A 12,724-nucleotide genomic window follows, 5' to 3' on the forward strand; every position below is an offset into this window, starting at 1 on the left:
CGCATTGCATGCGCTTGCCGCTCTCCGTAAAATTCCGCGCCTCAGTCTGATCCACCATTTTTATGCGCTACGGCGAAATAATTATTCTGGATCCAGTTCGTTCATAACAGGATGACGATGGAAAAGAAACTTGGCCTTAGCGCTTTAACTGCGCTCGTTCTGAGCTCAATGCTCGGCGCGGGTGTGTTCAGTCTGCCGCAAAATATGGCGGAAGTGGCCAGTCCCGCGGCCCTGCTGATTGGCTGGGGGATCACCGGCGCGGGCATCTTATTACTGGCTTTTGCCATGCTACTGCTGACGCGACTGCGCCCGGACCTCGATGGCGGCATTTTTACCTATGCCCGTGAAGGATTTGGTGAACTGGTCGGTTTCTGCTCTGCCTGGGGCTACTGGCTGTGCGCGGTCATCGCCAACGTCTCGTATCTGGTGATCGTTTTCTCGGCGCTGAGCTTTTTCACCGACACGCCACAGCTGCGCATTTTTGGCGACGGCAATACCTGGCAATCTATCGTCGGTGCTTCCTGCCTGCTGTGGATCGTTCATGCGCTGGTGCTGCGTGGGGTACAAACCGCCGCCAGTATTAACCTTGCCGCGACGCTGGCAAAACTGGTACCGCTGGGGCTGTTTGTGGTGCTGGCCGCACTGGCGTTTAATTTTGATAAGTTCAGGCTCGATTTTACCGGCATTGCGCTGGGCGTACCGGTATGGGAGCAGGTGAAAAACACCATGCTCATCACCTTGTGGGTGTTTATCGGTGTTGAGGGCGCGGTGGTGGTATCAGCCCGCGCGCGCAGCAAACAGGATGTGGGCCGCGCGACGCTGCTGGCGGTGATGGCCGCGTTAACCGTGTATCTGCTGGTGACGCTGCTGTCGCTGGGGGTGGTCGCCCGTCCTGAACTGGCTGAAATGCGTAACCCGTCGATGGCGGGCCTGATGGTGCGCATGATGGGCTCGTGGGGTGAAATTGTGATTGCCGCGGGGCTTATTGTGTCGGTATGCGGCGCCTATTTAAGCTGGACGATCATGGCCGCGGAAGTGCCGCTACTGGCCGCCACCTATAAAGCCTTCCCGCGGATCTGCGCCCGTCAGAACAAGAACAATGCCCCCTCTGCGTCACTGTGGCTGACTAATGCCTCCGTGCAGGTGTGTCTGGTGCTGATCTGGCTGACGGGTTCGGATTACAACACGCTGTTAACCATCGCCTCAGAAATGATCCTTGTGCCCTACTTCCTCGTCGGGGCCTATCTGTTAAAAGTTGCCCGCCGACCGCTGCATCAGGTGGTAGGTATCGGATCCTGTCTGTATGGGTTATGGTTACTGTATGCTTCCGGCCCAATGCACCTGCTGCTGTCCGTCGTGCTGTATGCGCCCGGTCTGCTGGTATTTATCTATGCCCGCCGCACGCACCAGCACGATAAGCAACTGCACCGCGCGGAACGTGTCATGATCGCCTGTCTGCTGATTGCAGCGGTACCGGCGACCTGGATGCTGATGGGGTAATGACCACGCCCATCGTCAGAACGTTAAGGAGATAACGATGGGTAACACGCAGCCCAGCCCGATTTTGATCACCGGTGGTGGCCGTCGTATCGGCCTCGCCCTTGCCCACCATTTTCTCACTCTGCACCAGCCGGTGATCGTCAGTTACCGTACGCCCTATCCGGCGATTGAGGTGTTGCAGGACGCGGGCGCGGTCTGCATTCAGGCCGATTTTTGCTCCGATGAGGGGATTTTAGCCTTTGCCGACGAGATAAAATCCCGCACCCGTTGTCTGCGCGCGGTGATCCACAATGCCAGCGGCTGGCTGCCGGAAAACCCCGGTACGCCTCTCACCGAGGTGCTGTCTGCGATGCTGCAAATCCATGTCCATGCCCCTTATCTGCTTAATCATGCGCTGGAAGGGTTGCTGCGCGGTCAGGGTCATGCGGCCACTGATATTATTCATTTTACCGATTACGTGGTGGAGCGCGGCAGCGATAAACACATTGCTTACGCCGCCAGTAAAGCCGCGCTGGATAACATGACCCGCTCGTTTGCCCGCAAACTGGCACCGGAAGTCAAAGTCAATTCCATCGCCCCGTCGTTGATTTTATTCAACGAGCACGACGACGCCAGCTACCGCCAGAAAGCGCTAAACAAGTCGCTTATGAAAATCGCGCCGGGGGAAAAAGAGATTATTGATCTGGTGGATTATTTGCTTACCAGCTGTTACGTCACCGGTCGCAGTTTCGCCGTCGATGGCGGTCGTCCACTGCGTTAACGAAAGATTGATGGCGGGTTGAAACAAGGCGGTGTATGTTGGCGTTTTTAGCTAACCATCATGCATATGAATAAGATCGTTTTTGTAGAAGACGACCCGGAAGTCGGCGCGCTGATCGCGGCGTATCTCGGTAAACACGATATTGACGTTATTGTTGAGCCGCGTGGCGACTGCGCTGAAGCCGTGATCCTGCGCGAAAATCCTGAACTGGTGCTGCTGGACATTATGCTGCCCGGCAAAGACGGGATGACGCTGTGCCGCGATCTGCGCGGCCAGTGGCAGGGTCCGATTGTGCTGCTGACCTCCCTCGACAGCGACATGAACCATATTTTGTCGCTGGAAATGGGTGCCAGTGATTACATCCTGAAAACCACCCCGCCCGCCGTGCTGTTGGCCCGCCTGCGGCTGCATCTGCGTCAGCACGCCGGGAGCACTACCACGCCCGCGGCCTCGCAACACACCTTAACGCCCCACAAAGCGCTGCGCTTTGGCAGCCTGTCCATCGATCCGGTCAATCGTCAGGTGCTGCTGGCGGGGGAAGAAATTATCCTCTCGACCGCCGATTTCGATCTGCTATGGGAGCTGGCGACCCACGCCGGCCAGATTATGGATCGGGATGCGCTGTTGAAAAATCTGCGCGGCGTCAGCTACGACGGCATGGATCGCAGCGTTGACGTGGCGATTTCCCGCTTGCGTAAAAAACTATTGGATAACGCCACCGAGCCATACCGCATCAAAACAGTACGTAACAAGGGCTACCTGTTCGCCCCTCATGCGTGGGAAAACTGAGTGCTGGCGCAACCACGGGTGTCTGAATGAAAAAGCTTTTCGTGCAGTTTTACCTGCTGCTGTTTGTCTGTTTCCTGGTGATGACCATGCTGGTCGGGCTGGTATACAAATTCACCGCCGAACGCGCGGGCAGACAGTCGCTGGACGATCTGATGAAAAGCTCGCTGTATCTTATCCGCAGCGAGCTGCGCGAGATCCCGCCCCACGAGTGGAGCAAAACGCTTAAAGAGATGGATCTCAACCTCTCCTTTGATATGCGTATTGAGCCGCTGAATAAATTCAGCCTCGATGCCTCGACCGCCCAGCGGCTGCGCGAGGGCGATATTGTGGCGCTGGACGCGGAGTACACCTTTATCCAGCGCATTCCCCGCAGCCACTATGTGCTGGCGGTCGGACCGGTTCCCTACCTCTTTTATCTGCATGAAATGCGCCTTCTTGATATGGCGTTGCTGGTGTTTATCGCCATTTCGCTGGCCTTCCCGGTGTTTATCTGGATGCGACCACACTGGCAGGAGATGTTGCGCATTGAGTCGGCGGCCCAGCGCTTTGGTGACGGGCACCTGACAGAGCGGATTCACTTTGACCGGGGTTCAAGCTTTGAGCGGCTTGGCGTGGCCTTTAATCAGATGGCGGATAACATCAACGCGCTGATCGCCAGCAAAAAACAGCTGATCGACGGTATCGCCCATGAACTGCGCACGCCGCTGGTGCGGCTGCGTTATCGGCTGGAGATGAGCGATAACCTGAGCGAGCCGGAGCGAATGGCGCTGAACCGCGACATCGGCCAGCTGGAGGGTCTGATCCAGGAACTGCTGACCTATGCCCGTCTGGATCGCCCGCAAAATGAATTGCACCTGACCACGCCGGATCTGCCCACATGGCTCACCAGCCACATTGCCGACGTGCAGAGCGTCAACCCTGATAAACGTCTGCGCGTCACTGCCGACAGCACGGCGCATTATGGCGCGCTGGATATGCGCCTGATGGAACGGGTACTGGATAATCTGGTCAATAACGCCCTGCGCTATTGTGAAAACGAGGTCAGCGTCAGCCTGAATCTGGACGGCGTTTATGCCTGTTTGCAGGTGGATGATGACGGCCCCGGCATCGCTGAAACGGAACGCCAGCGGGTGTTTGAGCCTTTTGTCCGGCTTGATCCGAGCCGCGATCGCGCCACCGGCGGCTGCGGTCTGGGGCTGGCGATTGTACACTCCATCGCCCAGGCGATGGGCGGCGAGGTGAGCTGTGACGCCAGCGATGCCGGCGGCGCGCGCTTCCGGTTTCGCTGGCCGGTGACGCAACTGGTCGCCCTTCCCGTCCTGCCAGACCGCTGATCGCAGTGGCCGGACGTGCCGGAATATGCTACACATAAAGTATGTTGTAACTAAGGGGAATTATATGGCGCGCTATGATCTGATCGAACGCCTCACCGGCACGTTCCGCCAGCTCGAACAGGAACTGGCGGAACTGAAAACAGAACTCGCGGCCTGTCGCCTGCTGGCAGGCCGTGTCTTCGAGTTGCCGGACGTGGCGAAAGGCAGTGAACACGATCCGCTGACAGTGATTGCGGTGAAGCAGCATATCGGTAAAGAGGCGGCGGAACGCGCGATGCGCCACTTCACGCATCTTTTTATCCAACAGCAATCTGAAAAACGCAGCAGCAAAGCCGCTGTGCGCCTGCCGGGGGTTATCTGTCTGCAAACGTCCCCGGACGTGCGCCAGCAGATTGAAGCGCGCATCGACACCATTAACGAACTAAAGCGGGCCTTTGAGCGCATTATTACCGTGGAGTCAGAGCTGCCTCCCGCCGCGCGTTTTGAGTGGGTGCATCACCATCTGCCGGGGCTGATTACCCTTAACGCCTATCGCTCAATAACCACCCTGCGCGATCCGGCGACGCTGCGCTTTGGCTGGGCGAACAAACACATTATTAAGAATCTGACGCGGGATGAGGTGCTGGCTATGCTTGCGAAAAGCCTGAAAGCCCCGCGCGCCGTTGGCGGCTGGACGCGCGAACAGTGGCAGGCGCGACTGGAGCAGGAGTACAACGACATTGCCGCCCTGCCGCAACGAGCGACGCTGAAAATCAAGCGACCAGTGAAAGTCCAGCCCATTGCCCGCGTCTGGTATGCGGATACGCAAAAGCAGGTGCAACACGCCTGCCCCGCGCCGATGATTGCCTTGATCGACGAGGAAAACGGCGGCAAGGTGCCGGATATTGGCGAGTTACTGAATTACGATGCGGAGAATATTCAGCACCGTTTTAAACCTGAGGCGCAGCCGTTGAGGCCTATCATTCCCCGGCTGCACCTCTATGTCGCCGGTTAGTGGCCCGGCTTCATGCTACCGACCATCGACTCCGGGCGCACCCAGCTGTCGAATTCGTCAGCGGTGAGGTAGCCCAGCGCCAGAGCTGATGCTTTGAGCGTCAGCCCTTCTTTATGCGCTTTCTTGGCGATTTCCGCCGCCTTGTCATAGCCAATATGCGTATTCAACGCCGTCACCAGCATCAGCGACTCATTGAGCAGCTGGTCAATGCGGCTGCGAACCGGTTCAATGCCGGTGGCGCAGTGCTCGTTAAAGCTCTCCATGCCGTCTGCCAGCAGACGCACCGATTGCAGCACGTTGTGAATGACCATCGGGCGGAACACGTTCAGCTCAAAGTTACCGGACGCGCCGCCCATGTTCACCGCCACGTCGTTGCCCAGCACCTGACAGCACAGCATGGTCATGGCTTCGCACTGCGTCGGGTTCACTTTGCCTGGCATAATGGAGCTGCCCGGTTCGTTTTCGGGAATGGCGATCTCACCGATGCCGCAACGCGGGCCGGAGGCCAGCCAGCGCACATCGTTGGCGATTTTCATCATTGAGGCTGCCAGCCCCTTCAGCGCGCCGTGGGTGTGCACCAGCGCATCGCAGGTGGCGAGCGCTTCGAATTTATTGGGCGCGGTCACGAACGCCTGCCCGGTGGTGGCGGCCAGCTCTTCCGCCACCCGCACCGCGTATTCCGGGTGCGTATTCAGCCCGGTACCTACCGCCGTACCGCCCAGCGCCAGCTCGCTCAGATGCGGCAGGCTGTGCTCAATGTGTTTGAGATTATGCTCCAGCATCGCCACCCAGCCGGAAATCTCCTGCCCCAGGGTCAGCGGCGTAGCGTCCTGCAAATGGGTGCGGCCAATTTTGACGATGTCTGCAAAGGCGCGGGATTTTTCGCTGAGCGTGGTTTTAAGCACGTTCAGCGATGGGATCAGCTGTTCGCGGATGGCGATGACGGCTGCGACGTGCATGGCGGTGGGGAAAACATCGTTTGAACTCTGGCTCTTGTTCACGTCGTCATTGGGGTGAACTTTGCGCTCCATACCGCGCACGCCGCCCAGCAGCTCACTGGCGCGGTTCGCCAGCACTTCGTTCATGTTCATGTTGCTCTGCGTACCGGAGCCGGTCTGCCAGATGGCCAGCGGAAACTCGTCAGGATGTTTACCCGCCAGCACTTCATCGGCGGCGCTGATAATCGCGCGGGCTTTTTCTTCGGGCAGTAACCCCAGATCCTGATTCACCTTAGCGGCGGCACGTTTGGTCAGCGCCAGCGCGCGGATCAGCGCCTCCGGCATTTTTTCCGTCGAAATACGGAAATGCTCCAGCGATCGTTGGGTTTGTGCGCCCCATAATTTATCGGCCGGAACGTCGATGGCGCCCATTGAGTCTTTTTCACTGCGATGCGAAGTCATACTTTCTCCCTGAATATCAAGTGATGGGGGTTGCCGACATTGCTCACCTGCAAACGAAGTTGTAAGTATTACTGATGTTGCGTGGGACGATAGAAAATGTTGCAAAAAAACGTCCGGCAACGCGCTACGCCGCCGGACGGAAAGGGCTTATTTCACACAGCGCGCGCAGGCCGAAGACTGGATCTGAGCGAAGAAATCGTTGCCTTTGTCATCCACGAGGATGAACGCCGGGAAGTCTTCGACTTCGATTTTCCAGATAGCTTCCATCCCCAGTTCCGGGTACTCCACGCACTCGAGACTTTTAATGCTGCTCTGCGCCAGTACCGCTGCCGGGCCGCCGATGCTGCCGAGATAGAAGCCGCCGTGCTTGTGGCAGGCATCCGTCACCTGCTGGCTGCGGTTACCTTTTGCCAGCATGATCATGCTGCCGCCCTGCGACTGGAGCTGATCCACATAGGAGTCCATACGTCCGGCGGTGGTCGGGCCAAGTGATCCTGAGGCATAACCCTCCGGTGTTTTGGCGGGACCAGCGTAATAGATCGGGTGATCTTTCACGTACTGCGGCAGGCCTTCGCCTCTGTCCATACGCTCTTTTAACTTCGCATGGGCAATGTCGCGGGCAACAATAATAGTGCCGCTCAGTGACAGACGGGTGGATACCGGGTATTGCGACAGCTGGCGCAAGATCTCTGCCATCGGACGGTCGAGATCGACTTTTACCGCCTCGCCCTCCCCGGCCTGGCGCAACGCTTCGGGGATGTATTTCCCTGGGTTGTTTTCCAGTTTTTCCAGCCACACGCCGTGGCGGTTGATCTTCGCTTTAATATTGCGGTCGGCGGAGCAGGAGACGCCCATCCCCACCGGGCAGGACGCGCCATGACGCGGCAGACGCACAACGCGAATATCGTGAGCGAAGTATTTACCGCCAAACTGCGCGCCAAGACCGAGATCCTGCGCCGCGCGCAGCAGCTCGTTTTCCAGCTCGATGTCGCGGAACGCCTGACCCAGCTCGTTACCTGAGGTCGGCAGTTCGTCATAATATTTGGTAGAGGCCAGCTTCACCGTTTTCAGCGTTGCTTCTGCCGAAGTGCCGCCGATAACAAAAGCGATGTGATACGGCGGGCACGCCGCGGTGCCGAGCGTGCGCATCTTATCTACCAGGTAATCCTTCAGCCGGCCCGGCGTCAGCAGCGCTTTTGTCTCCTGATAAAGATAGGTTTTGTTGGCGGAACCGCCGCCCTTAGCGATGCAGAGGAATTTGTATTCGTCGCCGTCGACGCTGTAGAGGTCGATTTGCGCTGGCAGGTTGGTGCCGGTGTTCACCTCTTTATACATATCCAGCGCCGCATTTTGTGAATAGCGCAGGTTATCTTCGATATAGGTGTTGTAAACGCCGCGGGCAAGCGCTGCCTCATCACCACCGCCGGTCCATACGCGCTGGCCTTTCTTGCCCATAATAATCGCCGTGCCGGTGTCCTGGCAGGTGGGCAGAATGCCTTTGGCAGCAATTTCAGAGTTCCGCAGGAATTGCAGCGCGACATATTTGTCGTTTTCGCTGGCGTCCGGGTCAGCCAGAATATCGGCCACCTGCTGCTGATGCGCCGGGCGCAGCATAAAGGACGCATCGTGGAACGCATGTTGCGCCAGTAATGTCAGGGCCTGGGGGTCAACTTTGAGGATTTCCTGGCCGTCGAATTCGGCGATGGAGACGTGGTCACGGCTTAACAGATAGTATTCGGTCTGATCCTTATTCAGCGGAAAAGGATCCTGATACTGGAAGGGTTTATTCGACATTGTTCTCTCACTGACTGCACGGTCTGGTTATGGTTCGGGCAGATGTTCCATTGCCCTGCTTAAAAGCGAGTCGCTTTATCCTACACAATTTTTTAACAAAAACTGAGACTAGTACGACTTTTTGCGTGCAGTGGTTACTTCCCTGACGTTTATTGGTTTAATACCGGCCATCTCTTTACTGAAAATACAGGGCTTGATAATGCAAAAACTCATCAACTCAGTGCAAAACTATGCCTGGGGAAGTAAAAGTGCGTTAACGGATCTCTACGGTATCGCCAACCCGGAACAGCTGCCGATGGCGGAGCTGTGGATGGGCGCGCATCCAAAGAGCAGCTCAAAAGTGCAGGACGCGGACGGTGCGGTTCAGGTGCTGCGCGATCTGATCGATCAGGATAAAACCGGCTGGCTGGGCGACGCGGTAGCAAACCGTTTTGGCGAACTGCCGTTCCTGTTCAAAGTGCTGTGCGCCGATCAGCCGCTTTCCATTCAGGTGCACCCGAACAAGCAGGCGTCGGAAGCCGGTTTCGCAAAAGAAAACGCCGCAGGTATTCCGCTGGATGCCGCCGAGCGCAACTACAAAGATCCGAACCATAAACCGGAACTGGTCTTTGCCCTGACGCCGTTCCTCGCCATGAACGCGTTCCGTGAATTCTCTGAGATCGTGTCACTGTTGCAGCCGGTCGCCGGTGCGCACCAGGCGATTGCCCATTTTCTGGAGCAATCGGATGCAGACAGCTTAAGCCACCTGTTCGCCAGCCTGCTCAATATGCAGGGTGAAGAAAAATCCCGCGCGCTGGCAGTGCTGGGCGCGGCGCTGGCCAGTCAGCAGGGGGAGCCGTGGGAAACAATCCGTCTCATCAAGCAGTTCTACCCGGACGACAGCGGTCTGTTCTCACCGCTGCTGCTTAACGTGGTGAAACTGGCCCCAGGCGAAGCGATGTTCCTGTTCGCCGAAACCCCGCACGCCTACTTGCAGGGCGTGGCGCTGGAAGTGATGGCGAACTCCGATAACGTGCTGCGCGCCGGACTGACGCCGAAATACATCGATATTCCTGAGCTGGTGGCGAACGTGAAATTCACGCCGAAACCGGCAGCTGAGCTGCTGACCCAGCCGCAGAAAAACGGCAACACGCTGGAATTCCCTATTCCGGTGGAAGATTTTGCGTTCTCCCTGCACGACTTATCGTCACAGGAAACGGCGCTGGCTCAGCACAGCGCGGCGATTGTGTTCTGCGTGGAAGGCGAAGCCCTGCTCAGCAAAGGCGACGCGCGTTTGTCGTTGAAACCTGGCGAGTCGGCGGTGATCCGCGCCGATGAGTCGCCGGTGGCCGTCAGTGGTGTTGGCCGCGTGGCGAGAGTCTACAATAAGGTCAACTAAGTTACTGACGTAACTGGCAGGGATTGCTAAGCTTAGCAAGACTTTACGATCGTCCAGGCGGCTCTTACCGCCTGGTTTCATTTTTATGGATAATCATTATGAAAAAAACGCTGGTCGCCGCAGGAGTAATTGTTGCACTGGGTGCTATCTGGACGGGTGCAGCCTGGTACACGGGAAAACAGCTTGAGGGCCGTATCGCGGATATGGTCAATCAGGCAAATGCAGAAATCAAAAACAGCGCGCCGGAAGCGGGCGTGGAACTGGCTTATCAGAGTTATCAGCGTGGTGTATTCAGCAGCCATTTGCAGCTGGTGATCAAACCTGTTGCCGGCAGTCAAAATGTCTGGCTGAAGCCGGGTGAAAGCGTGGTGTTAAACGAGTCTGTCGATCACGGCCCATTCCCGTTTGCCCAGCTTAAACATTTCAATCTGATCCCGGCGATGGCGTCAGTGAAGTCAACGCTGGTGAATAACAATGTGTCGAAGCCGCTGTTTGATATGGCGAAAGGCGAGTCACCGTTTGTGGTGGACACGCGCATTGGCTACGGCGGCGATACCCGCTCTGACATCGCCCTGAAACCGCTGAACTATGAAAAAGAAGGTGAGAAAGTTGCTTTCAGCGGCGGTGATTTCCAGTTGAATGCAGACCGCGACGGCAATGAAGTGTCGCTGACCGGTGAAGCAGAAAGCGGCCTGGTGGACGCCGTCAACGAGTACGGCCAGAAAGTCCAGATCACCTTTAACAATCTGAAAAGCGAAGGCAACAGCAAACGCGCCAGCTTTAACGAGCGCATCGGCGATCAGAAACTGACGCTGGAAAAACTGGCTATCTCTGTGGAAAACAAAGAGATGGCGGTGCTGGAAGGGATGGATCTGACAGCGAAGACCGACGTGGCGAAAGATAACAAAACCGTCAACAGCCAGATTGATTACACCCTCAACAGCCTGAAAATTCAGAACCAGAATATGGGCAGCGGCAAGCTGACGCTGAAAGTGGGTCAGATTGACGGTCAGGCGTGGCATCAGTTCAGCCAGCAATATAACGCGCAAACTAAAGCACTGATGGCGCAGCCAGAGGTGATGCAGAACCCGGAACTTTATCAGCAGAAAGCGACCGAAGCGTTCTTCTCCTCCCTGCCGCTGCTGCTGAAAGGCGAACCGGTGATCACCGTGGCGCCGCTGAGCTGGAAAAACGACAAAGGCGAAACCGCCTTTAACCTGTCACTGTTCTTAAAAGATCCGTCTGCCGCAACCGGCGAACCGCAAACCCTGGCGCAGGAAGTGGATCGTAGCGTGAAGTCCCTCGACAGCAAGCTGACCATTCCGGTGGATATGGCAACCGAGTTTATGACTCAGGTAGCGAAACTGGAAGGTTATCAGGATGCCGACGCCAGCAAGCTGGCTGCACAGCAGGTAAAAGGTCTGGCGGCAATGGGCCAGATGTTCCGCATCACGACGCTGGACAACAACGTGATCGCCACCAGCCTGCAGTACGCGAATGGTCAGGTGACGCTGAACGGACAAAAAATGCCGCTGGATGAGTTTGTCGGCATGTTCGGTATGCCGGATCTCGGCCTGCCGACACCGCCTCAGCCGCCGGTTGCCCCGGCCGTGCCTGCGGTTCCGCAACAGTAATCCCCGTCTGCACCTGAAATGCGGCGCTTGCCGCAAAGTAAGGTGCAGTTTCCATTTCTGCATTAGTCCCGCAATTTATCTGACCGTCACCAGCCGTGAGGGCATGATCTGCTCCTGTGTGGCTGCGTCATGCTTATCGATGCGTTGCAGGATCCGCTCCGCCAGCGCACAGCCAATCTCCTGCGCCGGGGTCAATGACCAGGCGATGGGCAGATCGTCCAGCTGGCTTTCCGGCACGTCCGCAAAGGCCGCCAGCGCAACCTGCTGATCAAATACGTTACCGACGCTTTCAAAACCGCTCTGCCGTCCGGCCCGCATCAGGCCAAACCAGGCGCCCATGGCGATGGTGCTGTTGTAGCACATCACTGCGCTGATGGTGGGATTGTGGCGCAGCAGTGCGCCAATGGCCTCGGCGGCGTGCTTCTGACTGGTTTCGCACTCCACTACCCATTCATTGTGAAACGGCAGGCTGTATTTCAACAGGGTGGCGCAGTAGCCGCCGACCCGTTCCGCGCGAGTCAGGGAGGAACTTTTGCCGCCCAGCCAGGCGATACGCTGATGACCGCCGCGAATAAGATGTTCGGTCAGCATTTGTGCGGCCTGCATATTGTCCGGGCGAATAATGTCGGCGTCATCGAGATAGCTGGCGCGTGAGGCGAACACCACGGGCACTCCATTGACGCGGGCGTTGATCTCGGCGGTATTACTGACGCCGCCGGCAATGACGATCCCGTCTACCCCCTGCGCCATCAGCGTGTCAATGCGCGACAGCAAATGCTCGCCCTGCCGCCCGCCCTGGGTGAGAAACACCATTTTGCCCTGCGCCTCCAGCACGCCGGATAATCCCGCCGTCAACTGAGCATAAAACGGATCGGAGAAGTGGCTGACAATCAGCCCCACAACGCCGGTTTTGCCGCCGCGCAGCAGTGCCGCCTGACGGTTGCGCACAAAACCAAGCTGCTCGACCGCCGCATTCACTTTTTGCCCGGTGGACGGCGAAATGCGCCCTTTGCCGCTGAGCACCAGCGACACGGTGCTGACCGATACGCCTGCATGCAGCGCGACATCATTGATGGTGATTTTTTTACTGTTCGTCATCCCGGCGAGGTATCCCTGCTAATGATTCAGGTAAAACGTTTTT

Annotated in this window: 10 protein-coding genes; 7 read left to right on the forward strand and 3 right to left on the reverse strand. The window is 57.4% G+C overall.

What is annotated here, in order from left to right; all coding sequences use genetic code 11:
* The first annotated feature begins 117 nt into the window (after window positions 1–117).
* The 5 genes from KW828_RS00770 (at window position 118) to tus (ending at window position 5,377) form a co-directional block, all read left to right on the forward strand.
* The gene (locus KW828_RS00770; protein ID WP_218334557.1) at window positions 118–1,500 is read left to right on the forward strand and encodes an amino acid permease; all 1,383 of its coding nucleotides are present in this window, start codon (window positions 118–120) and stop codon (window positions 1,498–1,500) included.
* Between the two features lie 37 nt (window positions 1,501–1,537).
* Complete coding sequence (folM, locus tag KW828_RS00775) at window positions 1,538–2,260, forward strand: dihydromonapterin reductase (RefSeq protein WP_218334558.1); 723 nt, start codon at window positions 1,538–1,540, stop codon at window positions 2,258–2,260.
* Window positions 2,261–2,326: 66 nt separating this feature from the next.
* Window positions 2,327–3,049, forward strand: a complete 723-nt coding sequence (rstA, locus tag KW828_RS00780) for a two-component system response regulator RstA (protein WP_218334559.1) — start codon at window positions 2,327–2,329, stop codon at window positions 3,047–3,049.
* A 26-nt stretch (window positions 3,050–3,075) separates the two neighbouring features.
* Window positions 3,076–4,383, forward strand: a complete 1,308-nt coding sequence (gene rstB, locus KW828_RS00785; RefSeq protein ID WP_218334560.1) for a two-component system sensor histidine kinase RstB — start codon at window positions 3,076–3,078, stop codon at window positions 4,381–4,383.
* 64 nt (window positions 4,384–4,447) lie between these two features.
* Entirely contained in the window at window positions 4,448–5,377 is a 930-nt protein-coding gene (gene tus / locus KW828_RS00790) for a DNA replication terminus site-binding protein (RefSeq protein WP_218334561.1), read from the forward strand.
* Here the strand turns inward: tus and fumC are convergent.
* Window positions 5,374–6,777 carry a class II fumarate hydratase gene (fumC, locus tag KW828_RS00795; RefSeq protein ID WP_218334562.1) on the reverse strand — a complete coding sequence of 468 codons (1,404 nt, stop codon included), beginning with the start codon at window positions 6,775–6,777 and terminating at the stop codon, window positions 5,374–5,376. The genes tus and fumC overlap by 4 nt on opposite strands.
* A gap of 147 nt (window positions 6,778–6,924) precedes the next feature.
* The gene (fumA, locus tag KW828_RS00800) at window positions 6,925–8,571 is read right to left on the reverse strand and encodes a class I fumarate hydratase FumA (RefSeq protein WP_218334563.1); all 1,647 of its coding nucleotides are present in this window, start codon (window positions 8,569–8,571) and stop codon (window positions 6,925–6,927) included.
* Between the two features lie 199 nt (window positions 8,572–8,770).
* Here fumA and manA point away from each other — a divergent pair, with 199 nt between their 5' ends.
* Both manA and KW828_RS00810 read left to right on the forward strand, forming a co-directional pair.
* Entirely contained in the window at window positions 8,771–9,949 is a 1,179-nt protein-coding gene (manA, locus tag KW828_RS00805) for a mannose-6-phosphate isomerase (protein WP_218334564.1), read from the forward strand.
* 98 nt (window positions 9,950–10,047) lie between these two features.
* Window positions 10,048–11,583, forward strand: coding sequence for a YdgA family protein (locus KW828_RS00810; protein WP_218334565.1), 1,536 nt, complete (start codon window positions 10,048–10,050; stop codon window positions 11,581–11,583).
* A gap of 75 nt (window positions 11,584–11,658) precedes the next feature.
* On the opposite strand, the gene malI is transcribed toward KW828_RS00810, so the two are convergent.
* Complete coding sequence (gene malI, locus KW828_RS00815) at window positions 11,659–12,681, reverse strand: Mal regulon transcriptional regulator MalI (RefSeq protein ID WP_218334566.1); 1,023 nt, start codon at window positions 12,679–12,681, stop codon at window positions 11,659–11,661.
* Between the last annotated feature and the right edge of the window lie 43 nt (window positions 12,682–12,724).

The sequence above is a fragment of the Enterobacter sp. ENT03 genome (assembly GCF_019218745.1).
Classification (GTDB): domain Bacteria; phylum Pseudomonadota; class Gammaproteobacteria; order Enterobacterales; family Enterobacteriaceae; genus Enterobacter_D.